Origin of the sequence: Novosphingobium sp. 1529 (assembly GCF_040544855.1) — a bacterium.
GTDB classification, from domain to species: Bacteria; Pseudomonadota; Alphaproteobacteria; order Sphingomonadales; family Sphingomonadaceae; genus Novosphingobium; species Novosphingobium capsulatum.
In genome coordinates this window covers 1-24,184 of sequence record NZ_JBEPKW010000022.1, presented here as the reverse complement: position 1 = coordinate 24,184, position 24,184 = coordinate 1, and the positions used below count along the sequence as shown (strand labels likewise).

Below are 24,184 nucleotides of genomic sequence, written 5' to 3'. Positions count from 1 at the left end.
CCCGAATAATCGTTCAGCTGGAAATAATTGTTCTGTGATGTACGCACGTTGTCATAACTAGCCCCGACGATCCAGTGCAAGGTCGGCGAGTTGCCTGCCAGGCGCAGTTCCTGGTTGAACGACCGCACATCGCCAAACAGCGGCACATCGACCGCGCGGGCGGTGGTTCCATCGAGATCCTGGTTGTAAGCCAATTTCTGCTTGGCGAGGGCCGTGACCGACGTGACCGTGATCGTGTCCGTCACATCCACATCGATGCGCCCGGCAAACTGGTAATAGCTGTTGTCGGACTTGCCCAGCAACCCTTGCGTCCATTCCGCATCGCGCGCGTTGTTGCTGATCTTCGTGCCCAGCACGGCGCGGGCGCCAGACGCAACGGCCGGATCTGGGCCATTGAGCCGGCTGACCAGCGTGGATTGGGCACCCAGGAAGCTGCCGCTATACCCGGCCGAACCGGGCGTGGTCAGATCGGCGTAGCGCTTGGCATCAACGTAGCCATAGGGGTTGCCTGACGCGGCGAGTTGCGACTGGCTGCCATAGATATTGTAGATCGTGCCAGCATATTGCGGGGCCAGCGGATCGGACCGATCGCGCGAGCCGGTGGCCATGAGTTCGATCTTAACGCCATCGGCCGGGGCAATGTCGACGGTCAGGCGCCCCATGATCTTGCGCGCATCACCGTTGTCGTCGTTGGGCCGGGACAGGCTGCGCTGCCAGGCGCCACCGCTGATTCCCTTGACTGCAAGCCGTGCGGAAATCTTGTCGCCCAGTGGACCGCTGACGAAACCGCCGATTTCGGCGCGATCGAAGCGTTCGTAGGAGGCGTTGAAGCCTGCATGGAAGTCAGGCGTGGGCTTGCCGACGATGTAGTTGACGGCGCCGCCGGTCGAACTTTGGCCAAACAGCGTGCCTTGTGGGCCCTTGAGCACTTCGACCCGCTCAATATCGAGATCGAGCGCGTCAGACATGACCGGCACGTTGCGCGGGATCTGGTCGGTATAGACCGAAACGGACGGCGGCGCGCCAAAGGTCGCGTCATAAAGGCCGATGCCGCGCAGGGTGAATACCGGCGTGGAATAGAGCGACTGGGTGAAGGTGAAGCCGGGCACCAGCTTGGCGAGGTCAGCCGGGCCGGAAACGCCACGCTGGAGCAATTCCGAACCAGATGCCGCCGCAATGGTCAGCCCGACACTGTTGGCCGATTGTTCGCGCTTGTTGGCGGTCACGATGATTTCTGGTGCAGCGGGTGCCTCTTCCGGCTTGGCGTCGGGCTTGGCGGCTGCCTGGGCCAACGCGGTGTCGGCCGACAGGATCGCCAGCGCAACGGCGGCTCCGCCGAACAGATATTGTTTATTCAGGCGCATCTCTACCTCCCATTTTTTCTGTTAGATCAGGTACGCAGGCATCTATCCGCGTTGCCGTGGGGCGTCGGCTCAACCGGCGATCATCGCCCCGTCGACCACGTGCTCGGCACCGGAAACGAACGACGCCTCGTCCGACGCCAGGAATACGACGACATTGGAAACTTCATGCGGCTCGGCCAGCCGTCCCAGAGGAATGGCCGCTGCGGCACCCCCGCCGTGCTCGTCGGTGGCGGCCACCATCATCGGCGTAAGAATGTAGCCGGGATGCACGGAATTGACGCGGATGCCATCCTTGCCGTGCCATACCGCCATCAGCTTGGTCATTCCGCGCACGGCCCACTTGCTGGCACAATAGGCGGCGTTCGACGAGGCGGCCGCGCCGACCATCCCGGCAATCGACGATACGTTGACGATCGAGCCGCCGCCTGCGCTCTGCATGCCCGGCAGCACGGCTTGCATCCCGAGGTACGTCCCCAACTGGTTGACGGCACAGACCTCCAGGAATTCGGTCTCGGTGAGATCGAGCACGCCCTTGACCGGACCGATCACGCCCGCATTGTTGACCAGCACGGTGACCGGGCCAAATCGCGCTTCCGCCACGCCCACCACGCGCCGCCAACCTGCTGCATCGGCCACGTTATGCTCGACGAAGCAGGCAGCTTCGCCCAGTTCGGCCGCGATGGCTGCACCGCGCACAGCATTGACATCGGTGAGCACCACCTGCGCCCCTTCGCGCACGAAAGCGCGGGCATGGGCCTCCCCCATGCCTTGCGCGGCGCCGGTGATGATCGCAACCTTTCCGGCAAGGCGCGACATGGTCAGGCCACTCCTGCCACGGCCGGGGCGCCGATCTGCGGCGCTACGTCCTGCGCCAGCAGCTTCATCGAATGCTCCCATGGCTCGGGATTGTCGATATAGTCGTGGCTGTAGACCAGCAGCGTGCCGAACGGACCGCCCAGGTCGTCGCACCAGGCCTGGATCTTCTGGCGTACCGTTTCGACGGAACCGACAATCCACACATGCTCGGCGAGGTATTCGGCATCGACCGTGTCGGGATCAACCGAGGGATCGTGCAGCAGGCCCTTGAGCACGCCAAACCGCTTGTACGTCGGCTTGATGTAGCTTTCCCAAGCGAGGCCCAGCCCGCCCTCTAGCGCCAGCTTCCGCGCCTCGGCGTCGGTCTCGGCAACGACGACGTCGCGCACCACACGGTGGGCGGAGCGGTCGCTCGGCCGCCCGGCCCGCTCCATTTCCTCGCGATAAGTTTCGAAATGGCTGCGCAGGAATGCATTGCCCGCATAGACCGAGGCTGGGATGAAGCCATGCCGGCCGGCGAAAGTGATCGAGGGCGACGGTGCAGACAGACCGGTCATCGCCATCTGCATCTGCCCGCCCCACGGGCGGGTATCGCGCAACGGGTGGGCCGGATCACTCTTCGGATAGCCGGCATTCCAGAACTGGCCTTCCATCTGGAACGGTTCGTTGTTCCACACCCGCTCCATAATGGCGATCGCCTCGAGCATCATGGCGTGGTTCTTGCTCATATCCGTAATGCCGCGCACCGCCGCATCAGTGGGATAGGCCCCCGTGGCGACACCCAGCATATAGCGACCTTCCAGCACCTGACTGAGCCAGGCCGTCTGAATGGCCAGAGTTGCGGGGTGATGGTAGGGCAGCAGATGCGCCAGCGGGCCGAACTTGATCTGGCTCGTCTGGGCTGCGGCAGCGGCGATCACCAGTTCCGGACTGGGAATGCTTTCCCAGTCCAGCGTGCCGTGTTCACCAACCCAATATTCGCTGAAGCCGACGCGGTCGGCATGGATCGCCTGCTGTACTGCCCAGTGAAAAACCTGCTTTGCCGTCCGCTCGGGACGGAGAAACGGGGTCTGGAACATGCCAATTTTCATGGGATCACCTCGTTGGTCGGACGTCACAGCGCGGCCCCGCAAGCCGGGCCTGCCGTCAGCCGAAATCTTTCCATTCGATGATGCAGCCATCGCCATCAAAGCGGATGAAACTGCAGAATTTGAGCCGGAACACTGCCCCGGCCTTGCCAAAACCGGGCAAGTCCACGCTTGGCGTGCCGACATACCAGGCCTGGCGGATGACCGTGTCACCGACCTCGAGGACCAAGTCTGCATCTTCGAAATGACGATCGGGAACATAATTTTCGGCAAAGCCGCGCAAGACCTCGAGCAGCGCGTCGCGCGACGTCAACGTGAAGTCGCGGTTGTAATGGGCAAAATCCACATCCGGTGCCATCATATCTGCCATCGCATTGAAATCCTTGGCATTGTAAGCCTGGATCAAGCGCTCGGCACGGTTGGCAAGGTCGGCCATCGTCCTCTCCGCGAATTCAGGTGGTTCTCCGAACCCATGCATTGCCGCATGCAGCGCGCATCTCCACCGCGCTTGCGGAAATGCTCGATTCGAGCCCTGCTTGTTTGTTGCAAGGAGCCTAGATTCCCGAAAGGACGTCGTCAATTTTTTTCGACGTTTTGTCGGGTTATTTTGGAAACGTCATATTATCTAGTTGTTTTTAGGCGATATTATCATTACAAACCGACTCTTGGTCGGCAACAAATATCCTGATAGTAGCATACAACCCCACTATAAGGCTGCTCGAATGCCCCTATCGACCCGCGGGATTGACGCGCAAGACTGCAACGACACTGCACCCGAGGATCGGGCCGAAGCCGGCGACCACGCTTGGGACACGCTGCTCGAGCTCGTCACCAGCCGCCCCAAGCGCGCTCCTGACCGCAAGCAGAACCGCAGCAAGCGCACGGAACAGCAAATTCTCAATGCCGCCCTGCGCGTCTTTGCGCGGGACGGCATCTCGCGCTCGCGCATCGCCGACATCGCCGCCGAAGCCGGGATATCCACGTCCACGCTCTACGAGTATTACAAGAGCAAGGAAGACCTGGCGTACGACCTGCCCAATTCGCATCTGGTCAGCTTCTTTCAGGAGTATCGCGCCGCGGTTGTCGGAAAAACATCCGCGCGCGAAAAGCTCCTGCTCTACCTATCCATGTCCGCCGATTTCGCGCGGGAACATGCCGATTGGGGCCGCCTGTTTTATCTGGAAATTTGGCCGAGCGTGCTCGTCAGCGAAACCGAATTGCGCCACAGCGTCGATGATTTTGCGCGGATCGCACGCTACCTCATCGACGAAGGCGTCCGCCAGGGTGAATTTCCCGCCGGCCGGAACAGCTATGAAACAGCGTCACTGCTGCTCGGCGCGGTCAACCAGGTGATCATCACCTGGCTGCTGTACCGGCGCCCGCGCAACCTGACGAAAGCCAGCGCGGAGATGGCCGATCGCGTCATCACCATGATCGCCAACGAACGCCCCTGACACCCTTGCCGGCGCACCAGCGCCTTCGACGCCCGCTTTTGACTACCCTTCACCCCCCTTCAGCGCTGCGCAGCCAACGCGTGTGAACACGCTTCCCAACCCGTCCATTCGTTGCCATAATATCCGAATTATCGTCGAGATTAATTGGGAGAGGCTTCATGGGACGACTCCAGGGCAAAGTTGCCATCATCACCGGTGCCGCACAGGGCATGGGCGCTGCCCACGCGCGGCGCTTTCTGGCCGAAGGCGCCGCCGTCACGATTACCGACATCGATGCGGAGCGTGGCGAAGCGCTTGCCCGGGAACTGGGCGAAAGGGCTGCGTTCTATCGCCTCGACGTTGCCGACGAAGAGAACTGGGCAACGGTTGTGGATGCTACCGAGGCCCGCTTTGGCCCTGTCACCGCGCTGGTCAACAACGCTGGCATCATCGGTTCACCCACACGCTGTGCAGACCTGACGCAAGCTGAATTCCAGCGCGTTTGCGCTATCAACCAGACTGCAGTGTTCCTCGGCACCAAGCACGTGATCCCCGCAATGATCCGCGCCGGCGGCGGCTCGATTGTCAACATATCGTCGATCTCGGGCATCGTGGCGATCTATGGCACCCCCAACGTCGCTTACGCCGCCAGCAAGTTCGCAGTGCGCGGCATAACCAAGCAAGTCGCCATCGAATACGGCAAGCAGGGCATCAGGGTCAACTCCGTCCATCCCGGCTATATCAAGACGAAAATGATGACGGACGCGCTCGACGAAGACGGCATCCGCGTGGCATCGGCCTCCGTCCCGATCGGGCGGGTGGGCGAAGTGGAGGATGTCTCCAACCTCGTGGTTTTCCTCGCATCCGACGAATCCGGCTTCATCACTGGATCGGAATACATCATCGACGGCGGCCTCACAGCCTTGTGAACCGGGTGTCGCGCGGGCGCAGGCGGCGCCTGTGCGACACGATTTCACTTGCGCAGCACGCCGCGCTCGCTAGTTATATCCGACTTTTTTTCGGATTTATGAGTAAGGCAAAGATGGACAACGCGAGCTCGATTGCGCCCGACGACACGGTCTTGCGCACCGCCTTTCTGGAACAGATGCGCCAAGTGCCCGGCGCGGTTGCCATCATTGCCAGCGCGCAAGACGACGATGCCGGCGGGCTGGTGGCAACCGCCTGGTCCTCGCTTTGCGCCGATCCCCCCATGCTCCTGGCGTGCGTCAACCGTTCGGCCAGCGCGCACGATCTGATCCTGTCCACAGGAGCGTTCGGGCTCAGCCTGCTTTCGGCCCAGGACAGCGCCGTGGTGGGCCAATTCGCCGGCAAGGCCGCGCTGGCTGGGAAGGATCGCTTCGCCCCGGGATTGTGGCGACGCGGGCCCGCCGGCCAACCCCTGCTGGAAAGCGCGACAGTGGCGTTCGAGTGCGCGTTGGAAGCCACCCACTCGCACGGTACGCACACGATCCTGATCGGCAAGGTGGGCGCGATGCACCGCAATGCTACTGCGGCAGCGCTGCTCTATTTAGATGGCAAATTCGCATCAGCCGTGCCCGCGTGAACATTGCCCCATACAACCTAGCCCATAACAATATGCGTGGCAGAGAGGACCGAGCGGAATGATTAACAAGATCGTCGCCTCGATGGCCGAGGCCGTTGCCGATATGCAGGACGGCGCATCGATCATGATCAGTGGCTTTGGCGATGCCGGGGCTCCGGCGGAACTGATCGAGGCCGTGATCGCCCAAGGCGCCACGGACCTCACAATCATCAGCAACAACGCCGGCGCCGGCGAAACCGGCATTGCCGCGCTCATGCGGGCCAACCGCGTGCGCAAGGTCATCTGTTCATTCCCGCGACAAGCCGCCTCGCACCACTTCGACGCACGTTATCGCGCGGGCGAAGTGGAACTGGAACTGGTCCCGCAAGGCAACCTCGCCGCCCGGATCCAGGCTGCGGGTGCCGGGTTGGGCGCGATCTTCACGCCGACCGGCTATGGCACGATGTTGGCCCACGGCAAGGAAGCCCGCGAGATCGATGGCCGCCATTATGTGCTGGAATATCCCATCCACGCCGATTTTGCGCTGGTGAAAGCGCGCGCGGGCGATCGCTGGGGGAACCTCGTCTATCGCAAGGTGGCCCGCAATTTCGGCCCGATCATGGCGATGGCCGCAAAGACCACGATCGTTCAGGTCGCCGAGATCGTCGAATTGGGCGCGCTCGATCCCGAAACCATCGTGACCCCCGGCATTTTCGTCGATCGCGTCGTGGCTATGCAGCCCGCGCCGACCGTCTGACCACCAGGAGACCTGACATGCAGCGCATGGACCGCAATGCCCTTGCCGCCCGCGTCGCGCGCGACATTCCCGAAGGGGCCTATGTCAACCTTGGCATCGGCGCCCCCACCATGGTCGCCAACTTCCTGCCCAAGGAAAAGGACATCTTCCTGCAAAGTGAGAACGGCTTGCTTGGGATGGGGCCGGCACCGGAGCCCGAAGATATCGACTGGGAACTGATCAACGCGGGCAAGCAGCCCGTCACCATCCTGCCCGGCGGCTCCTATTTCCACCATGGCGATTCGTTTGCGATGATGCGCGGCGGCCATATCGACATCTGCGTGCTGGGCGCATTCCAGGTCTCGATCCATGGAGACCTGGCGAATTGGCATACCGGCGCGCCAGATGCGATTCCGGCCGTAGGGGGCGCCATGGACCTGGCGATCGGTGCCCGCGACGTGTTCGTGATGATGGACCTGCTCACAAAGTCGGGCGAGAGCAAGCTGGTGCGCCAATGCACATATCCGTTGACCGGGCTGGCGTGCGTGTCGCGTGTCTACACCGACGTCGCGATATTCGATGTCGGCCCCGACGGCGCTCACGTGATCGAAATGGTTGAGGGCATGACGCTGGATACGCTGCGCGCTCTTACCGGGCTTGAACTGGCAGAGGCATGATGATGTCACAGACGATCGATCTCGGGGCCTTCGTCCTCGAACATCGTGACGACGGCGTGGTGATCGTCACGTTCTCGCGTCCGCCGGTCAATGCCGTGTCGTTGACCGTCTATGAAGACATCGGCCGCCTGGCCGACTATGCCACGCAGCACGACAGTGTCAGGGTGCTGGTGATCACCGCCCCACCTGGTGCCCGAGCCTGGTGCGGCGGGGCGGACCTGCACGAGTTCAAGGGCATGACGGCCGCGCGCCGCAAGGAACGCTATCACTTCATCAATGCGCAGTTGCCGCGCTTTCACGCGATCGACAAGCCGATGATCGCGGCGATCGAAGCGGCGACCATGGGCGTTGGCATGATGCTGGCGGGCATGTGCGATCTGCGTGTCGCTAGCGAAAACGCCCGCTTTGCGTGCCCGGAAGTGGACTATGGGCTGATCGGGGGCAGTGCCGGTCTGTTTGCCACGCTGCGCATGCCGGAAGCCAAAGTGCGCGAGATGATCTACACCGGCCGCACTTTCACCGCGCGCGAGTTGGAACCGACTGGCTTCTTCAACTACGTGGTACCGCGTCCGGCCGTATTGCCCATTGCGCTGGACCTTGCCGAACAAATCGCCCGCAAGAACATGCCGGTGCTGCGCGCCCGCAAGCTGGCCTCGCTCGAATGGGAGGGGTCGGAATGGATGGACGCCTATCTCGAAGCGCAGGAGCTGTCTTCGGCGCTCGTCGAAGATCCCGCCAGTGAAGCGGCCGTGCTCGCCGCCCTGCGCCGAGGCAGGGAACGCAAAGGCGCGAAAGCCTGACACCCCCGCGCGCGGGTGTTTCCGACACCGGCTGCGCGTAGGCCGGTGCGAACTGGGGATTCGCGCCGGGCGGGTCTTTATGCGCCGGTCCAGTCCGGCTGCCGCTTTTCCAGGAACGCGGCAATGCCCTCGCGCTTATCGGCGGTTCCGAACAAAGCGGAAAACGCCTGCCGTTCGGCGCCTAGATGCGCGGCATGGGGCAAATCGAACGCGGCGTTGACCAGGCTCTTGGCCTGGCGGACTGCCACTGGTGCGCGCGCGGCGATGGCTTCGGCCAGAACCGTGGCGCGCGGAAGAGCAGCGCCGTCTTCGACGACTTCCAGGACAAGCCCCAGTCGCTGCGCTGTGACGGCATCGATCGGCTGGCCCAACAGCACCATGTGCATCGCCGCCATGCGGCCAACCACGCGTGGCAGGGTGGCGGTCCCCCCTGCCCCGGGGATGATCCCCAGGTTGCTCTCCGGCTGGCCAAAGCGGGCGCTGGCCCCGGCAATGGCCAGATCGCAGCACATCAGCAACTCATTGCCCGCACCCAGGCACCACCCTTCGACCGCCGCCACGATGGGCTTGGGAAAAGCGCGGATGCGGGCCCAGTTTGCCGGGCGTGGATCGGCCAGCGCCCCGGCGACGCCCTTTTCGATCAATTCGTTGATGTCAGCCCCGGCGGCGAACACTTTGGCAGAGCCGGTGATCACCACCGCCAGGATCGCAGCGTCACCTGCTGCGGTGTCAAGTGCCTCGGCCACCAGCGCCAGCAGTGGGGTTGCCAAGGCATTGCGCTTTTCCGGATTGTTCAGCGTCAGGGTCAGCACGCCCGATGGCGCGCGATCGACGAGCAGCAGGCGAGAATTGTCGGTCATGCCAAATTCACCCAATATTGCGAAGGTTGGTACATCGCTTGTCCGGTCGCTGCAGCAATCGCGCGCAGCGCCTCGACCAGCGCGGCCACGCCGAAACGACGCGCCCAGGCGCAGGGCCCGAAAGGATAGTTGGCGCCAAAGCGCAGCGCCGCATCGATACCGGCCTCGTCGCTGACCTGTTCCAGCACGGCATCGCCCGCAGCATTGGCGATCTGGGCCAACGTGCGCAGCACGACCAGCCCCGGCCGATCCGCAAGGCGATAGGCCTCAAGCCCCCATTCCGCCAGCTTGGCTTCCACCGCAGTCGCGGCATCATCGTCGCTGGCAGCGTAACCGATCGAACCGGCGCAACTCTCGTCGAACCAGTCGAGCACCACCACCGGGCGGCCGATCTCGCGGGCTTCGTCCCGCGCAGTCCGCCCACGCGAAACCCGGACCTGAACTTTGCCTATGTCGAACGCCGGCAGGCACCAGTGCAATTCGGCCGGCTGGGGCGCAACGTCAGGCGGTATCGCGGCACCAGGCGCAATCGGTCGCTCAAAGCCCTTACCCTGGGCATAATCATAGACCCCGCGCCCGGTCTTGCGGCCCAGCCAGTTGGCGTCGACCAGGGCCGACTGCGCCAGTTGGGGCACGAACCGAGTCTGCCCGAAATAGGCATCAAACACCGAACGCGCGACGGCAAAGTTCACATCCTGGCCGATCAAATCGGTCAGTTCCAGCGGCCCCATGCGAAAGCCGGCGGCGTGCTTGAACAGGTGATCGATCACGTTGGCTGGCGCGCCATGCTGCTGCAGGCACGTGAATGCCTCACCATAAAATGGCCGCGCCACGCGGTTGACAATGAAGCCGGGTACGTCGGCAACCGGAACGCCGACCTTGCCCCAGCGCTTGGCCACATCGGCCACGCGCGCCGCCACGGCGGGATCGGTCGCCGGCCCGGAAACCAGTTCGACCAGCTTCATCACCGTTGCCGGGTTGAAGAAGTGCATCCCCATGAACCGGCCAGGGTGGGCAAGCCCACGAGCCAATCGTGCGATGGACAGCGAGGACGTGTTGCTGGCAATCACCGCATCGCTGCGCAAGTTGGCTTCCAGCGCCGCAAACAGGTCCTGCTTGATCGCCAGGTTCTCGACGATCGCCTCGATCACCAGGTCGCAATCGCGCAATCCGGCCGGTTCGTCGGTCCAGACCAAGGTACTCAGGATAGCCTCCGGTTGCCCGGGCTCAAGCTTTCCACGCGCCACAAGAGTGGCGAGACCTTTGGTGATCTGGTCGCGGCTGCGATCGCGCGAGAGCGCATCGACATCATAGATCACGACGGGATGGCCGGCCTGGGCCGCGACCTGGGCAATGCCGCTGCCCATCGTGCCGGCACCGCAGACACCGATCCTGGATATCTCGTTCACGTCTCACTCTCCGGTGTTCTTGAATCGGTGCAGCTCAGGCCGCGCAGCCGCCCGAGCAGCCGCCAACGGCTTTCATCGCGCGCAGCGGTTCTTCGCCTTCCATGGGCTTGAGGCCCAGGCGCGCAAACATCGCCGCGTCGCTGTCGTCGCCGGCATTGGGCGCGGTCAGCAGCTTGTCGCCGGTGAAGATCGAGTTGGCCCCCGCCAGGAAGCACAGCGCCTGGGTGGCCTCGCTCATGCTTTCGCGGCCGGCCGACAGGCGCACCATCGACAGCGGCATGGTGATGCGCGCCACCGCCACGGTGCGGACGAACTCGATATCGTCGATCTTGGCCATGGGCGTATCGGCCAGCATATCGCCCAGCACGGTGCCCTTGACCGGCACCAGCGCGTTGACCGGCACGCTTTCGGGGTGCTGTTCCAGCGTGGCCAGGGCGTGGACAAAGCCGACGCGATCGGCGCGGGTTTCGCCCATGCCGACAATGCCGCCCGAACAGACGTTGATCCCGGCCTCGCGCACCACGCTCAAGGTATCGAGGCGGTCCTGGAACGTGCGGGTGGTGATCACCTCGTTATAGCGTTCGGGCGAGGTGTCGATATTGTGGTTGTAATAGTCGAGGCCGGCCTCGGCCAGCTTGCCGGCCTGATCGGGGGTCAGCATGCCCAGCGTCATGCAGGTTTCGAGCCCCATCTCGCGCACGCCCTTCACCATCTGCACGATGGCGTCCATGTCGCGATCCTTGGGGTTGCGCCAGGCTGCGCCCATGCAGAACCGCTTGGACCCGGCATCGCGCGCCTGGGCGGCTGATTGCAGCACGGCCTGCACATCCATCAGCTTGCTCGCCGCCACGCCGCTGTCGGCCTTGACGCTTTGCGAGCAATAGCCGCAATCTTCCGGGCAACCACCGGTCTTGATCGACAGCAGCGTGCACAGTTGCACTTCACCCGCGCGGTGATGTTCGCGGTGCACGGCCGCCGCACGGAACACCAGCTCGGTAAACGGCAGGTCGAACAATGCGGCGATTTCCTCGCGGCTCCAGTCGGTGCGGACGGAGGGATCAATGCGCGCTATCGACGCCATATCAGCCCTCCATGCCGAGCAGGATGGTGCCGTATTCGGCAAGGTCGTTCGCAGCCATCCCATGGGATACGACCACCCCGGCCAGCGGCGCGGGCACATCGACCAGCGTATCGAGCACAGCCAGCCGCGCCACCGCGTCACCCTTGGCCGTCTGGCTCCCGACAGGCAGCAACCATGCCACCGTGCCGACATGCGGTGCTCTGATCGTGCAAGCCTGCGCGGCGATCGCCGGCGGCGGAGGCGGCACGGCCGGCGCCACCACGGGTGCGGGGGCCAGCAGCGGATTGGGCGTCCCCGGCGAACGGGCCAGGAAGAAATCCCCTTCCGCGCTTTGCAGGCAAACCTGCTGCCAGCCGCCCGCCAGCATCGCGTCGAGCAAGGCGCGCGCATTGGTAATCGTGCGGCGGGCGTTGTCGTCCAGTGCGATCATGCGGCGGCCCCTTTACGTTCGGCGAGCAGCACTTGTTCAAGCCAACGGGTGTGGATGCGATTGGCCCGGAAATCCGGGTGCGCGATGATTTCGCAATGCAAGCCGATGGTCGTGGCGATGCCTTCCACGCGAAAATCGGCCAGCGCAGCGTCGAGCCGGTCGATCGCAAGATCGCGCGTTGGCGCATGCACGATCAGCTTGCCGATCATGCTGTCGTAATAGGGCGGGATCATCGCCCCTTCCGACATATGGCTGTCGAGACGCACTCCCTCGCCGGTTGGTGGCGCCCAGCGCGTGATCCGCCCGGGCGAGGGCATGAAATCGCGTGCGGTGTCTTCGGCGTTGATGCGGCATTCGATGGCGTGGCCCGTGAGCCTGACCTGGTCCTGCGATACGGACAGGGGCGACCCTCCGGCAATGCGCAACTGCTCCTGCACCAGGTCAAAGCCTGCGATCATCTCGCTGACCGGATGCTCCACCTGGATGCGGGCGTTGACCTCGATGAAGTAGAATTCTTCGCGCGCCACGTCATAGAGGAACTCGCACGTGCCGGCGTTGCGATAGTTGACCGAAGCTGCCAGCGCGCAGGCGCTTTCGTGCAACTGCTGGCGCAAGTGATCCGGCATGGCCACGCAGGGCGCTTCCTCGATCAGCTTCTGGTAGCGGCGCTGCACCGAACAGTCGCGCTCGCCGAAATGCACCACTCCGCCCTTGCCATCGCCCATCAGCTGGACCTCGACATGGCGGGCCTGGGGCACGAAGCGTTCCATGAACAGCGTGCCATCGCCAAAGGCGGCAACCGCTTCGGCCGAGGCGCGGTGGAAGCCGGCTTCGGCCTCGTCGCCGTTGTGGGCAATGACCATGCCGCGCCCACCGCCGCCGGCTGCGGCCTTGAGCAGCACGGGATAGCCGATCCGATCCCCTTCCCGGCGGGCGTCTGCAGCGGTCGCCACGCCATCGCAACCCGGCACCAGCGGCACCCCGGCCGCGCGCGCCATGGCCCGCGCCTGAATCTTGTCGCCCAGCGAGTCGATCACATCGGGTTCCGGGCCGACAAAAGCGATCCCGTTTTCAGCACAGAGCCGGGGCAGGATGGCCCGTTCCGACAGGAAGCCATAACCGGGATGGAGGCCATCGCATCCACTGGCCTTGGCCGCATGGACCACCAGCCGCGGATCGAGATAGCTGCGCGCAGCCTGCGCCGGGCCGAGTACGACTGCCCGATCGGCCAGTCGCGCCGCCACACTGTCACGATCAGCATCGGACACGGCCACGACCGTCTCGATCCCGAGCGCCTGCGCGGCGCGGACTATGCGCAAAGCGATCTCGCCACGATTGGCGACAAAGAGACGCCGGATCGCCATCAGTCGGCCATCAGGGCGAACAGCGGCTGCCCCGCCTCGACCATCGCGCCATCGTCTGCCAATACGGCGACGATCGTGCCGGCCTGCCCCGCCTTGACGGCCGTGAACAGCTTCATCACCTCGATCAGGCAGATTTCATCTTCGCCGCCCACTTTGCCGCCTACTTCGACATAGGCCGCCGCACCGGGCTTGGGCGCGCGGTAAAACGTGCCAAGATTGGGCGCAACGATGATCACTGCGCCTTCGGGAATGGCACCGGGCGCGGTCACCGGGGGTGCTGCGGCTGGCGCCGCTGACGCCACAGGCGTTGCTGCCGGCGCCACAGCTGCGGCAGCAGCGGGCGTAGTCGGCGCGGCCGCGGCAGGCTGGGCAGTGACCAGCGCGCCGGCCGCCGGATCGTTGGACAGCAGCAGTTCGAACGGACCGGACCGCATGTGCAGCGTCGCGATCCCGGACCGGGTGAACTCCTCGATCAGCAGGCGAACCTGATCGACCGGATTGTCGATGACTGGTTTGTGCGTCATGGCTCAGAACCATCCTCTGGTTTTGGTTTTCAGCACGCCGTGGCGTGGCGGTCTGCCCCCGTAGGGGCGCGTTCAACGGCGAAGGCTTAGGCTCAGGCCTTCGGACTTGATTTCCACCACCGGCAGCGTCGCGACCTGCATGAGCTTGCGCACGTCTTCCAGTTCGGGCGACGAGAGCAGCGGATAATCGCGACGCACCGGCCCGGCCGCGCGCATCTTGTCGATATCGGGCTGCGGCACGAACGCGCGGTAGAGCAGTTCGTCCTCGTCCTGCGTGCCGTAGCGCTTCTTCAGCGTGTCGAGATCGGGCATTTCCGGCGGCTGGGCCATCACGTCCTTGGCGCGGGGCGCCGCCATGATCCGGTCCAGCACGTCGGCATCGACCGGCGCCACGGGTTCGCCATAGAAACCGGCCGCATACTGGATCACTTCGTCGGGAACGGTGCCATAGCGCTTGCCAGTGACGACATTGAGCACCGCCTGGATGCCGACCAACTGGCTGAACGGCGTGGCCATGCCCGGATAGCCCAAGTCGCGGCGCACGGCGGCGACTTCGTCGAGCACCTCGGGCAGCTTGTCCATCATCTTGTGCATGGCCAGCTGGGCCTTGAACGTCCCCATCATCCCGCCGGGAATCTGGTGCTGGATCGAGAACTCGTCGTATTCGGCATATTGGTCGACAAGGTTACCCGATGCCTTGCCCACCGCCCGGAAATGATCGGCCACGGGCTGGAACAGCGATTCATCGAGGCCGTGGGTATGGCCGCGCAGCTGGATGTTGCGCGCCATGATTTCGGTGGAGGGCACCGAAGGACCGTTGGCCATCGACCTGCTGGCGGTATGGATAACCGAAACCCCGCAGTCGATCGCGTCGAGATAGGCCTTGGCCGAAAGCCCGAGCAGGTTGTTCGAGTGAAATTCGATCGGCTTGCCGCCGGCTGCCTGAACCAGCCCGGGCACGAGTTGCTGGATCCGGTCCTTCTCCAAAACTCCCGCCGTATCATAAAGCAGAATGGAATCGATGTGCGGGCTGTCCGCCAGCTTCTTCGCATTCGCGATGAAGAATTCATCCGTGTGCACCGGAGAAAGCGCGAACATGATCGCCCCGGCCACCCAGGCACCATTAGCCTCCTTGGCAACCTTGGCGAGGCGCAGCATGTTATCCATGCCGAACAGCACATCATAGATCCAGAATGAACGGATGCCGTGCGCGCAAAGCCGCTGCACCCACAAGTCCATCAAGGCCGGCGGAGTGATCCCGAACGTCACGTTGGCATTGGCACGCAGGCCCGCCCGCAACGGCGTATTGGGCATCGAGGCGACCAGCAGGTCGAGGCCCTCCCAATAGTTCTCCTGGCAATAGCGCGTCAGCACGTCGAGCATGCCGCCGCCCGTCAGGTCGATCGTGCTGAAGCCGGTGCGGTCGATCAGCGGAGTGACCGGCAAGGCCATTCCCGCACGCATCCGCAAGCCCCACAGGCTCTGCTGGCCATCGCGCATCGTCTCGTCGAGAAAATCAATGTGGGCCATACCCCACGCTCTCCCTTCCATCAGCCCACGTCATGCCGCAGGCGGAACCATCACTCGTTATCGATCGGGATCGAACCGGCGGCGGCCATCGCTCAGGCCACTTTCCGATCCACGGTGGCGCCTTGCCCAAACTCGTCGCGCAGGGTTTCGACCAGAATCCGTTCGTTGTGCCAGATGGCGGCGCCAAAGGCATGTTCGATCACTTTGGCGCGGCGCAAATAGCGGTGCAGGCCCAGTTCCCAGGTGAACCCCATGCCCCCGTGGATCTGGATGGCCTCGTTGCAAATCTCACGCACCACTTCGCCGGCATAGGCCTTGGCCATGGACACGGCGCGGGCGCGATCGGGGGCATCCTCGGAATAAGCCCAGATGCCATAATAGGTTGCCGATCGTGCGGCCTCCAATGCCACGGCAAGATCGGCGCAGCGATGCTTGAGCGCCTGGAACGAACCGATCGGCTTGCCGAATTGGACACGGGTTCGGGCATATTCCACGGCTGCATCAAGCATCCGTGCCGCGATGCCCAATTGCAGGCAGGCGCTCATTGCCGCCCCGCCATCGAACAGGCGCTCGACTGCCGCTGCGGAATGGCCAGCGCCGACCAATGCGTCGGGATCGAGGACGACATCGTCGAACGTCACAGCGCCCAGGCCCGACGTGGGATCGATGTCCTGGTGCGCCCGGATCGAGACGCCAGCGGCGTTCGCCGACACGAGGAACAGACCTGGCCCGGCGGGTCCCTGTGCCGCCACCGCAAAGTGGGTTGCATCGGCGGCCTCGCGGACCAGCAGCTTGGTTCCGGTCAACCTCCCGTCGGACACGCGCGCCAGCACCGCATGGGGCGCGTCGTCGCAGCCCTTTTCAGACAGGGCGACGGAAACGCGCAATTCGCCAGCGGCAAGCGGCGGCAGGAATGCGTCCCGCTGTGCCGCCGTGCCATGCGAACCCAACACTTCGGAGAGCAGCAGAGTATCAAGCACCGCTGCCGGGGCAAGCGCGCCACCCAGGGCTTCCAGCGAAAGAGCAAGATCGACAGCCTTGAGCCCTGCTCCGCCCTGTTCCTCGGGCACCATCATGGCAAACAGACCCAGTTCGGCCAGCGCGGCACGCGCCGCGTCGACGGCATCACGACCCAGGTCTGGCGCGCGCAACCCGTCTTGGTCGGCAAGCAGCCGGGCGACGGTATCGCCCAGGCTTTTCTGGTCCTCGTCAAAGGCAAAATACATGGTTCAGTATCCTTGCAGCAGCCGCGCGTCAGCGCGGAAGCCCGAGCACGCGCTCGCCGATGATGTTGCGCTGGATTTCCGACGAGCCGGAGTAGATGGTGAAGGCCTTGGATTGCAGCCAACTGAGCTGGAAACGGCCCAGCGCGAGAGCGGCTGGATCGTGACCCGATATCGGCGCGACAGGGCCGAGCGCGTCCATCGCCAATTCGTACATGCGCTGGGCAGCGTGGCTCCAGTAGAGCTTGGTCATCGAAGCATCGGCACCGCGATCCGCACCGTCGAGATAGCGGCTGAACGAGCGCAGGGCGTTGAGACGGACGATCTCGATCTCGGTGATGGCCCGCGCCAGGCGCTGACGTATCGCTGGATTGTCGATCGCGGCGCGGCCGCCCTGCGCGGTCTGGCACAATGTGGCGACCAACTTGTCCAGTTCCTGCTTGAAGCGGACCTGGCGCCCCAGCGCGTCTTCCGGGCCGCGCTCATAGGCCAGCGTGGTCATCGCGATCTTCCAGCCTTCGTTGACCGCTCCGACCACGTTCTCCACCGGCACTTCGACATTGTCGAAGAAGGTCTCGTTGAACTCGGATTCGCCGGAAATCTGTCGCAGCGGGCGGATCGTGATGCCCGGAGAACGCATGTCTATCAGCAGGAACGACAGGCCCCGATGCTTGGGCACATCGGGATTCGTCCGCACCAGGGCAAAGCACCACTGGGCATATTGGGCATAGCTGGTCCAGATCTTCTGGCCGTTGACGATGAACTTGTCGCCCACAAGCTCCGCGCGGGTGCGCACCGAGGCGAGGTCGGAACCGGCATTGGGTTCCGAAAATCCCTGGCACCAGATTTCGTCGGACGAAATGATCGGCGGCAGGAAGCGTTGCTTTTGCGCCTCGGTGCCGTGGGCCAGGATGGTTGGCCCGGCCAAGTTGTGGCCGATGATGTTGATACCCTCGGGCGCGGAGGCACGGGCCATTTCCTCGGCAAAGATGCCGCGCTCGATCAGCGTCGCGCCGCGCCCGCCATATTCCTTGGGCCAGTTGATCCCGCTCCAGCCGCCGGCGTGGAGCTTGCGTTCCCAATCGAGCCGGAACATCGCCCGTTCGTGCTCGTCCTCGGGCTCGAATACGGTGTCGCCCCAACCCTTGGGCAGCGCATCGGCCAGCCACGCCCGCAGTTCGGCCCGGAACGCGCTCTCCTCAGGCGTGTAGTTGAAATCCATCGCGGTGCTCCCTGTCAGTCCTGGCCCGCCGAAGCTCGCTCGGCGGCCCCGGCAAAATCGGGCGCGCGCTTTTCGCGGAACGCCATGACACCCTCGCGGTATTCGGGAGTGAGATAGGCGATGGTCTGGGAATAGGCTTCAAATTCGAGCATTTGCTCGAACGTCGCGGTCTGCGACATGTTGAGCAGCCGCTTGCTCATGGCCATGGCCGTGGGCGACCCAGCGGCGATCTGGCGCGCCATGGCACGCGCCTCGTCCATCAGCGCGTCGTGCGGAACGACCTTGTTGGCAATGCCCAACGCCAGCGCTTCTTCGGCGGGAACCTTGCGCGCGGTAAAGCACAGTTCCTTGGCCTTGTTGATCCCGACCGCGCGCGACAGGAAGAACATGCCGCCCAGATCGGGCATTAGGCCCACCTTGGCGAAAGCCTGGATGAAACTGGCCTTTTCGCTGGCAATGATGATGTCGCAAGACAGGGCGATGTTAGCCCCAGCGCCGGCCGCCGCGCCGTTGACGGCAGCGATCACCGGCTTTTCCAATTTGTAGAGCGGTTCGAGCACTTCCTTGAGGATCCAGCGATGGCGCGCGCGGCGCTGCAGCGGGGTCAGGCTGTCCTTGCTCGCCTTGAGATCGGCACCGGCGCAAAAGCCACGGCCCGCACCGGTCAGGATCACCACCAACACGCCCGGATCGGCGGCGATGCGCGGGATCAGGTGCTGCAGTTCGCTGTAGAGCTGGTCCGTCGTCGCGTTCATCGCGTCGGGCCGATTGAGCGTGATGGTGGCGATGCGCTCGCTCACATCGTAGATGATGTTCTCGTAGTCCATGTCGGCCCCTGTCAATTTTCGTCGTCGGCCGGCGGCACGTGCGCCAGATCGCCGTCGGTGCTGTCCGGGATGGCAAACCACTGTTCGGGCATGCGCAGCGGGATGCGGAAGTCGTGCGCGGGCACGACGATATCTGCATTGTCCAGAACGCGGCGCATGGCTGCTTGCCACACGCGCTCACTCTCGCTGCGGATGTTTCCGGTAAGGAATGCGTCGGACAGCGAACGCAGCGGGTGGTCGGTCGCGCGCGGATCGGCTGGATACCAATAGCGATAGTGATCGCCCAGGTCCGAAACGAGCGCGACGCGCCCCTTTTCCGTCGTCACCACCACCACCTGCATGCCCTCGGTATGGCTCGGCACGCTCAGCAAGCGGATGCCGGGGAGAAGGTCGGTGTCCCCTTCGACCAGGCGCAACTGCGCTGGTCGCTTGCGCTCGATCAGGTTGCGCAGCGTGGATTTCCAGTAAAAGATCCGCTGCGAGGGCACGGGGTCGACCGCCGCCATCAGTTCGGCCCGTTGTACCACCACGCAAGCCTCGGGAAACAGGTCGAGGTTGTCGGCATGGTCGAAATGCAGATGAGTACACACGACATAGTCGATGTCCTGCGGCCCCAGCCCCTCTTGCCCCAGGGCCGCAGTCAGCGCGGCGTGGCCGCCGCCCCAACCTTTGACCTTCAGGCGCTGATGCACGGTTGGAATGTCGGCCATGCCGCTATCGACCAGTAGGTTCACCGCCTTGCCGGCCACCCCGCCGCGTACCAGCCACACGTGCACAGGATCGCGTACGATGGCCCCGCCGTGCTGCAGGTATAGCTCGCCGATGCGCAGCGTGGTGACCGTCCAGTGGGTCATTCGCCGATCACCTCGAAACGCTCGATGTCGGAAACCGCACCTTTGCGTTCGCCTTGCGTCCACACCGCGCGCACGCGCCTGCCGGGTTTGATCGTCTGCTTGGCGGTTTCCAGGTCATCAATTTCGATGATGTGGATCATCTTGGTGGAAGCGCCGTCGAGCACGATCTCCGCGTAAGCGTAAGGAACCGGCCGGGTCTGGCCATAGACTTCCATGTTGATCAGCGAGCAGGCGCGGATCGTGCCGGTATCGGCGCAGGCCTTCCACGTGCCGGTGCGCTTGTGCGTGATGTCGTCGATCTCGCGCGGGGGCAGCAGGGCCTCGTCGGCGTTGGAACCACGCACTCCCATGACCACGCCATTCTGGCGGATTTCGTCGAACATGCGGCCGTAATAGGGGCCGTAGGCATGGTCATAGTGCAGCGCCATGGCATAGTTGATTACGCCAAGCGGTTCGGCCGGGGTATCGAGTGGCAGCACGTTCCCAACCGGGGCGTCGGGCGCTGGCACAAAGCCTTCGATCGCGGTGATCGACGTGCCCTGCTCGCTGGTTGACCAGCGCGCTGCCACGCGTTGGCCCACCGCCAGCGTGTCGATATCGGCAAGGATCTTGTGCACGAAGGCATTGCGGCAGCCGTCCAGCCGGACAAGGCCGAGAACCACGCCACCGGTGCGGGTAAAGGCCGTCAGTTCGCCGGTTTCCGGTGCCTGGACGAGGGCCACCGGCTCCTCGCCATCGACCGGCGAGAAATCCTGCCCCGGCGCGATCACCGCGCCATCGGCAAACCGCGTGCCGACGATGCGGCGATTGGGCATTTCGGCCAGGAACGTCCCCGCCGACTTGCCGGGGGTGAGCGTGTAGGGCAGCGAGATCGTGCTCTTGAACGTGGGCAGATCGATCGGTGCGGTTTCAGGTGCGTAGAACATCGTCTATCCCTCCTCAGGCGCTAAGCACGGCGCAGCCGCGCAAGTTGGCCCAACCGCCGCCGGACTGGACCAGCGCCAGCTTGGCGTCCTTGATCTGGTGCGTCTCGTTGCGGCCCATCACCTGGGTCGCCGCCTCGATCAGGCGAATGACCCCAACCGCACCGATCGGATTTGCGCCCATGCACCCGCCCGAGGGGTTGACCGGAATGTCACCGTCGACTTGCGTCGCGCCCGAAGCCACCAGGTCCGCCGCCTGCCCCGGCGGGCATAGGCCCAGGCTTTCGTAATAGTTCAGTTCGAAGCAGGAGTAGGGTTCCTGCACCTCGACCACGTCGAACTGGCGACGCGGGTTGGTGATGCCAGCGGCACGATAGACCTGGCGCGATGCGATGGCGAGCGGCTCGGACAGCATCAGCGAGCGCTCGGGCGCGTTATCCGCTTCGCAGCAATAGGCCATGCCACGGATCCAGGCCGGGCGCGTGGTCGAATGGTGCGCCACCTTGTCCGACGCCAAGACGATCGCTGCGGCACCGTCGGAAATCGGCGGCACGTCGAGCAGCTTGATCGGCCAGCACAGCGGCTTGGACGCCAGCACATCCTCGACCGTCACCGCCTTCTTCTGGTGCGCATAGGGGTTTTTGAGGGCGTTGTTGCGGTTCTTGGCCGCAACCATAGCCGCCGCTTCCTCGGTGTGGCCCAGCACGTCCATGCGGGCGCGCCAGTAGGCGGCCGAAAAGCCCATGATCCCCACCGCGAATTCCCGGCCCCAGAAGGGATCGTAAAGCGTCGAGATCGAGTACTGCAGCTGACCTTCGGACAGCTTGTCGTAGGCAACCACCAGCGTCCGGTCGGAATAGCCGCCGGCTACCTGGTAATAGCCGGCGAGCGCACCGGCAAACCCGGCGCCGCCACCGCTGGTAAGCCGCACCACCGACTTGCCTTGCGCCCCGATCGCATCGACCACCCACTTTTCCGGCTGGTTGACCGCGGCAAACAGCACCGGCCCGGTGGCAATCACCACCGTATCGATATCGTCCATCGACAGATTGGCGTCGGCCAATGCCCGGTCCACGGCCTCGCGCACAAGGCCTGCCTGGCTGACGTCGGTACGGCGACGCGCGTGATGCGTCTGCCCGACGCCAACGATTCCTACTTCGCGACCCATGATCAAACCTCGAGAGTGAAGACGCAGTTGGTCTGCATCGCGACACCGCCGGTGCCATGAGCGAGTGCGGTCGCGGGAGACTTTGCCCCTGCCGCAACCGGCGTCGAAAGCCGCTTGGCCGCCTCGGCCAGCCGAACCAGGCCAGTTGCCATGATCGGATCAGCCGGCAGCGCCCCACCCGAAGCGTTGATCGCCGGATCGAGCGCGATCTCGGCGCCCCGGCCCGCAGCCGCCAGGCCCAGTCCTTCAAGCGCGAGCAATTCGCCCACGACGGAACTCCCGCTGGTTTCGACCACGTCGGCTGCCGCCTTGTCCCAACCGGCCTTGCCCAGCGCCATGCGCGTGGCGGCCGCGACCGAATCCAGCCGGTTGATGCTGCGGTCGGCAAAGTTGTGCGTTTCCAGGCTGGTGCCCATGCCGGTAATGAACACCGGCGGACGCCCCGTGCGGCGCGCCACGTCTTCGTTGCAAATCAGCACGGCGACCGCGCCATCGAGCGGGCGGGAAATCATCAAATCCGTCAGCGGCCACGCCGCCTCGTCGCCAGCCAACACGGCCGCGGCATCGGGCAAGGTATCGATTGCCACCTTGCCGTTGGCGGCCGCGTCGGCCCAGCGCTTGGCCACGATCGCGGCAAGGGCTTCATCGGTGATCCCGGGCGCGGCAAGATAGCGCTGCGCCTGGATACCCAGGGCGGCCTTTTGACCAAAGCCCACCGGGCGCTGGTAGAACGGCTCGACCATCGCCGACCAGTAAAGGTCGATGTCGGATTCCGAAGGCTTGGAATAAGCAACGATCAGTCCGATCGACGAAGCGCCCGAGCGGATCTTGTTGACGCCATAAAGCGCGCCCCACAGCCCGTCCTCCTCGACGCGCGCCTCTTCCTTGTGGTGAGCGCCAAGCGCGCCCAGGAAACCGCAATTTGAGATCGAGCGACCGTCTAGAACGTCGCTGCCGGAGTCGATGACGAAATCGACATCGTCCAGCGTCAGGCCGGTGCCCTTGAACACGTTGGCGACGACGGACGAAATAAGATCGATGTGCTGCGCGTCACGCCACGCCGGACGCAACTCGGTTTGTGCGGAGGCGAGCACCGCAACCTTACTGAGACCCATTGGCTTCCTCACCCTGTCATTCGCCGAAATTCGCCGCTGCGGACTCCTTCGGCCTCTCCCCCATCTTGTATGCCCGGCACGTCGCCGATGTCAAAAACAAAATTCGACGTTTCGTCGGAATTTTGGAGATGGAATTCAGCATATACGCGTTTCAACCCACGATATCTGCGGTTTTTTGGCCTTGCAATTTCATTTTCCCCGAAACATTATCGGATAGAACAAGGCGAGGGAGCGGAATGTGGGACTAGATGTAACGGGGCGGTTTCGGTACCCGCCACCCAACGCTGCCTGGCTCGCGCGGCACGAAGAGCCCCTGCTCGATCCGGACCTCCCGATCATCGATTCGCACCATCACCTGTGGGTCCAGGATGGGCATCCCTATCTGCTCGACCAGTTGGCCGACGATCTCGCCACGGTACCGGGTGTGAAGGCCACCGTCTTCGTCCAGGCTCACTATGGCTATCGCGACAACGGCCCCGCCCACCTCGCCCCCATCGGCGAAACCGAGAAGGTGGCCGCTATCGCCCGCGCGGCCCGCGCGCAGAGGCTGCCCCACGTCGCGTCGGCGATCGTCGCCTTTGCCGACCTTGCCCTGGGCGATGCGGTTGAGACCGTGATCGAGGCCCATGCCCAGGCCGCCGAGGGTGCGCTACGCGGTATCCGCCACAGCGTCTCACGCGATCTGGCCTTTCCCGATGGCGTGGTGATCCGGCCTGCTCCCGCCGGACTGTTGGGCGATCCTACCTATCGTGCGGGGCTGCGCACGGTCCAGCGGCTCGGCCTTGGCTACGATGCCATGCTATATCACGGGCAGATCGGCGAACTGGCAGCCATGGCCGATGCACTCCCCAGCTTGCCGATCGTGCTCGATCACATCGGCTGCATCCTGGGTGTCGGCCCTTATGCTGGCCGAGCCGGCGAACTATTTGCGCGCTGGCGCCTCGACATGGCCGACCTGGCCAAGCGCGACAACGTTTCGGTCAAGATCGGCGGCTTTGGCATGATCGTGTGCGGGGCGCGCTGGCACGAAGCGGAATGCCCGCCCTCTTCCGCCACCCTGGCGCAGGCGTGGCGGCCTTATGTGGAAACCTGCATCGAACTGTTCGGCGCCAATCGCTGCATGTTCGAAAGCAATTTTCCGGTCGACAAGGCGATGTACTCCTATCGCACACTGTGGAACGCGTTCGCGCGTCTCAC

At 64.1% G+C, this 24,184-nt stretch carries 25 protein-coding genes; 7 read left to right on the top strand and 18 right to left on the bottom strand.

Going from position 1 to position 24,184, the window contains the following annotated elements:
- The 4 genes from ABIC78_RS21025 to ABIC78_RS21010 form a co-directional block, all read right to left on the bottom strand.
- Window positions 1–1,364 (bottom strand): TonB-dependent receptor plug domain-containing protein (locus ABIC78_RS21025; protein WP_354491857.1); only part of this gene is annotated, 1,364 nt, incomplete at its 3' end.
- 69 nt (window positions 1,365–1,433) lie between these two features.
- Window positions 1,434–2,180, bottom strand: coding sequence for a glucose 1-dehydrogenase (locus tag ABIC78_RS21020; RefSeq protein ID WP_354491855.1), 747 nt, complete (start codon window positions 2,178–2,180; stop codon window positions 1,434–1,436).
- A gap of 2 nt (window positions 2,181–2,182) precedes the next feature.
- The gene (locus ABIC78_RS21015) at window positions 2,183–3,259 is read right to left on the bottom strand and encodes an LLM class flavin-dependent oxidoreductase (protein WP_354491853.1); all 1,077 of its coding nucleotides are present in this window, start codon (window positions 3,257–3,259) and stop codon (window positions 2,183–2,185) included.
- Window positions 3,260–3,326: 67 nt separating this feature from the next.
- Window positions 3,327–3,704, bottom strand: coding sequence for a nuclear transport factor 2 family protein (locus ABIC78_RS21010; protein ID WP_107719142.1), 378 nt, complete (start codon window positions 3,702–3,704; stop codon window positions 3,327–3,329).
- A 286-nt stretch (window positions 3,705–3,990) separates the two neighbouring features.
- Between ABIC78_RS21010 and ABIC78_RS21005 the strand changes: the two genes are divergently transcribed.
- From ABIC78_RS21005 to ABIC78_RS20980, 6 genes are all read left to right on the top strand, one after another.
- A complete protein-coding gene (locus ABIC78_RS21005) occupies window positions 3,991–4,722 on the top strand; it encodes a TetR/AcrR family transcriptional regulator (RefSeq protein ID WP_107719140.1) in 732 nt (243 codons plus the stop codon).
- 158 nt (window positions 4,723–4,880) lie between these two features.
- Window positions 4,881–5,630, top strand: coding sequence for a glucose 1-dehydrogenase (locus ABIC78_RS21000; protein WP_354491851.1), 750 nt, complete (start codon window positions 4,881–4,883; stop codon window positions 5,628–5,630).
- 113 nt (window positions 5,631–5,743) lie between these two features.
- Entirely contained in the window at window positions 5,744–6,265 is a 522-nt protein-coding gene (locus ABIC78_RS20995; RefSeq protein ID WP_183573076.1) for a flavin reductase family protein, read from the top strand.
- Window positions 6,266–6,323: 58 nt separating this feature from the next.
- Complete coding sequence (locus tag ABIC78_RS20990) at window positions 6,324–7,001, top strand: 3-oxoacid CoA-transferase subunit A (protein ID WP_354491848.1); 678 nt, start codon at window positions 6,324–6,326, stop codon at window positions 6,999–7,001.
- Between the two features lie 17 nt (window positions 7,002–7,018).
- Window positions 7,019–7,657, top strand: a complete 639-nt coding sequence (locus ABIC78_RS20985) for a 3-oxoacid CoA-transferase subunit B (protein ID WP_354491846.1) — start codon at window positions 7,019–7,021, stop codon at window positions 7,655–7,657.
- Window positions 7,654–8,457 (top strand): enoyl-CoA hydratase/isomerase family protein, encoded by an 804-nt coding sequence (locus ABIC78_RS20980; protein WP_253941886.1) that lies wholly within the window; start codon window positions 7,654–7,656, stop codon window positions 8,455–8,457. Before ABIC78_RS20985 ends, ABIC78_RS20980 begins: the two co-directional genes overlap by 4 nt.
- A 77-nt stretch (window positions 8,458–8,534) precedes the next feature.
- On the opposite strand, the gene ABIC78_RS20975 is transcribed toward ABIC78_RS20980, so the two are convergent.
- The 14 genes from ABIC78_RS20975 to ABIC78_RS20910 all read right to left on the bottom strand — a co-directional run bounded on the left by ABIC78_RS20975 (window position 8,535) and on the right by ABIC78_RS20910 (window position 22,987).
- Complete coding sequence (locus ABIC78_RS20975) at window positions 8,535–9,317, bottom strand: enoyl-CoA hydratase-related protein (protein WP_171799486.1); 783 nt, start codon at window positions 9,315–9,317, stop codon at window positions 8,535–8,537.
- Entirely contained in the window at window positions 9,314–10,726 is a 1,413-nt protein-coding gene (locus tag ABIC78_RS20970) for a 3-hydroxyacyl-CoA dehydrogenase NAD-binding domain-containing protein (RefSeq protein WP_354491844.1), read from the bottom strand. The genes ABIC78_RS20975 and ABIC78_RS20970 overlap by 4 nt, the downstream gene beginning before the upstream one ends.
- Window positions 10,727–10,760: 34 nt before the next feature.
- Window positions 10,761–11,807 (bottom strand): biotin synthase BioB, encoded by a 1,047-nt coding sequence (gene bioB / locus ABIC78_RS20965; RefSeq protein WP_354491842.1) that lies wholly within the window; start codon window positions 11,805–11,807, stop codon window positions 10,761–10,763.
- 1 nt (window position 11,808) lies between these two features.
- Window positions 11,809–12,237: a biotin/lipoyl attachment domain-containing protein gene (locus ABIC78_RS20960; protein ID WP_169041806.1), complete on the bottom strand. Its 429-nt coding sequence runs from the start codon at window positions 12,235–12,237 to the stop codon at window positions 11,809–11,811.
- Window positions 12,234–13,601 carry an acetyl-CoA carboxylase biotin carboxylase subunit gene (locus ABIC78_RS20955; protein WP_171795196.1) on the bottom strand — a complete coding sequence of 456 codons (1,368 nt, stop codon included), beginning with the start codon at window positions 13,599–13,601 and terminating at the stop codon, window positions 12,234–12,236. Before ABIC78_RS20955 ends, ABIC78_RS20960 begins: the two co-directional genes overlap by 4 nt.
- Window positions 13,601–14,125 (bottom strand): biotin/lipoyl-containing protein, encoded by a 525-nt coding sequence (locus tag ABIC78_RS20950; protein ID WP_171795195.1) that lies wholly within the window; start codon window positions 14,123–14,125, stop codon window positions 13,601–13,603. The genes ABIC78_RS20955 and ABIC78_RS20950 overlap by 1 nt, the downstream gene beginning before the upstream one ends.
- 72 nt (window positions 14,126–14,197) lie before the next feature.
- A complete protein-coding gene (locus ABIC78_RS20945) occupies window positions 14,198–15,655 on the bottom strand; it encodes a pyruvate carboxylase (RefSeq protein ID WP_171795194.1) in 1,458 nt (485 codons plus the stop codon).
- A 92-nt stretch (window positions 15,656–15,747) separates the two neighbouring features.
- Window positions 15,748–16,881: an acyl-CoA dehydrogenase family protein gene (locus tag ABIC78_RS20940; RefSeq protein WP_171795193.1), complete on the bottom strand. Its 1,134-nt coding sequence runs from the start codon at window positions 16,879–16,881 to the stop codon at window positions 15,748–15,750.
- Between the two features lie 28 nt (window positions 16,882–16,909).
- Window positions 16,910–18,100: an acyl-CoA dehydrogenase family protein gene (locus ABIC78_RS20935; protein ID WP_171795192.1), complete on the bottom strand. Its 1,191-nt coding sequence runs from the start codon at window positions 18,098–18,100 to the stop codon at window positions 16,910–16,912.
- Window positions 18,101–18,114: 14 nt separating this feature from the next.
- A complete protein-coding gene (locus ABIC78_RS20930; RefSeq protein ID WP_171795191.1) occupies window positions 18,115–18,927 on the bottom strand; it encodes an enoyl-CoA hydratase/isomerase family protein in 813 nt (270 codons plus the stop codon).
- Window positions 18,928–18,938: 11 nt separating this feature from the next.
- Window positions 18,939–19,781: an N-acyl homoserine lactonase family protein gene (locus ABIC78_RS20925; protein ID WP_171795190.1), complete on the bottom strand. Its 843-nt coding sequence runs from the start codon at window positions 19,779–19,781 to the stop codon at window positions 18,939–18,941.
- Window positions 19,778–20,707: an OB-fold domain-containing protein gene (locus ABIC78_RS20920; RefSeq protein ID WP_171795189.1), complete on the bottom strand. Its 930-nt coding sequence runs from the start codon at window positions 20,705–20,707 to the stop codon at window positions 19,778–19,780. Before ABIC78_RS20920 ends, ABIC78_RS20925 begins: the two co-directional genes overlap by 4 nt.
- 13 nt (window positions 20,708–20,720) lie before the next feature.
- The gene (locus ABIC78_RS20915) at window positions 20,721–21,872 is read right to left on the bottom strand and encodes a thiolase C-terminal domain-containing protein (protein ID WP_062787484.1); all 1,152 of its coding nucleotides are present in this window, start codon (window positions 21,870–21,872) and stop codon (window positions 20,721–20,723) included.
- Window positions 21,873–21,874: 2 nt separating this feature from the next.
- Window positions 21,875–22,987, bottom strand: a complete 1,113-nt coding sequence (locus ABIC78_RS20910; RefSeq protein WP_171795188.1) for a thiolase C-terminal domain-containing protein — start codon at window positions 22,985–22,987, stop codon at window positions 21,875–21,877.
- 238 nt (window positions 22,988–23,225) lie between these two features.
- On the opposite strand from ABIC78_RS20910, the gene ABIC78_RS20905 reads away from it, so the two are divergent.
- Window positions 23,226–24,184, top strand: a 959-nt coding sequence (locus ABIC78_RS20905) for an amidohydrolase family protein (protein WP_354491836.1), incomplete at its 3' end; no start/stop codon positions are given.

Bases quoted from the DNA above. Each gene is read 5' to 3' on its own strand.
- ABIC78_RS20940 (WP_171795193.1), bottom strand. From the start codon at position 16,881: ATGTATTTTGCCTTTGACGAGGACCAGAAAAGCCTGGGCGATACCGTC.
- ABIC78_RS20930 (WP_171795191.1), bottom strand. From the start codon at position 18,927: ATGGACTACGAGAACATCATCTACGATGTGAGCGAGCGCATCGCCACC.
- ABIC78_RS20985 (WP_354491846.1), top strand. From the start codon at position 7,019: ATGCAGCGCATGGACCGCAATGCCCTTGCCGCCCGCGTCGCGCGCGAC.
- ABIC78_RS21020 (WP_354491855.1), bottom strand. From the start codon at position 2,180: ATGTCGCGCCTTGCCGGAAAGGTTGCGATCATCACCGGCGCCGCGCAA.
- ABIC78_RS20995 (WP_183573076.1), top strand. From the start codon at position 5,744: ATGGACAACGCGAGCTCGATTGCGCCCGACGACACGGTCTTGCGCACC.
- ABIC78_RS20975 (WP_171799486.1), bottom strand. From the start codon at position 9,317: ATGACCGACAATTCTCGCCTGCTGCTCGTCGATCGCGCGCCATCGGGC.
- bioB (WP_354491842.1), bottom strand. From the start codon at position 11,807: ATGGCGTCGATAGCGCGCATTGATCCCTCCGTCCGCACCGACTGGAGC.
- ABIC78_RS20910 (WP_171795188.1), bottom strand. From the start codon at position 22,987: ATGGGTCTCAGTAAGGTTGCGGTGCTCGCCTCCGCACAAACCGAGTTG.
- ABIC78_RS21015 (WP_354491853.1), bottom strand. From the start codon at position 3,259: ATGTTCCAGACCCCGTTTCTCCGTCCCGAGCGGACGGCAAAGCAGGTT.
- ABIC78_RS21005 (WP_107719140.1), top strand. From the start codon at position 3,991: ATGCCCCTATCGACCCGCGGGATTGACGCGCAAGACTGCAACGACACT.
- ABIC78_RS20945 (WP_171795194.1), bottom strand. From the start codon at position 15,655: ATGGCCCACATTGATTTTCTCGACGAGACGATGCGCGATGGCCAGCAG.
- ABIC78_RS21010 (WP_107719142.1), bottom strand. From the start codon at position 3,704: ATGGCCGACCTTGCCAACCGTGCCGAGCGCTTGATCCAGGCTTACAAT.
- ABIC78_RS20920 (WP_171795189.1), bottom strand. From the start codon at position 20,707: ATGTTCTACGCACCTGAAACCGCACCGATCGATCTGCCCACGTTCAAG.
- ABIC78_RS20925 (WP_171795190.1), bottom strand. From the start codon at position 19,781: ATGACCCACTGGACGGTCACCACGCTGCGCATCGGCGAGCTATACCTG.
- ABIC78_RS20990 (WP_354491848.1), top strand. From the start codon at position 6,324: ATGATTAACAAGATCGTCGCCTCGATGGCCGAGGCCGTTGCCGATATG.
- ABIC78_RS20935 (WP_171795192.1), bottom strand. From the start codon at position 18,100: ATGGATTTCAACTACACGCCTGAGGAGAGCGCGTTCCGGGCCGAACTG.
- ABIC78_RS20915 (WP_062787484.1), bottom strand. From the start codon at position 21,872: ATGGGTCGCGAAGTAGGAATCGTTGGCGTCGGGCAGACGCATCACGCG.
- ABIC78_RS20950 (WP_171795195.1), bottom strand. From the start codon at position 14,125: ATGACGCACAAACCAGTCATCGACAATCCGGTCGATCAGGTTCGCCTG.
- ABIC78_RS20980 (WP_253941886.1), top strand. From the start codon at position 7,654: ATGATGATGTCACAGACGATCGATCTCGGGGCCTTCGTCCTCGAACAT.
- ABIC78_RS21000 (WP_354491851.1), top strand. From the start codon at position 4,881: ATGGGACGACTCCAGGGCAAAGTTGCCATCATCACCGGTGCCGCACAG.
- ABIC78_RS20955 (WP_171795196.1), bottom strand. From the start codon at position 13,601: ATGGCGATCCGGCGTCTCTTTGTCGCCAATCGTGGCGAGATCGCTTTG.
- ABIC78_RS20960 (WP_169041806.1), bottom strand. From the start codon at position 12,237: ATGATCGCACTGGACGACAACGCCCGCCGCACGATTACCAATGCGCGC.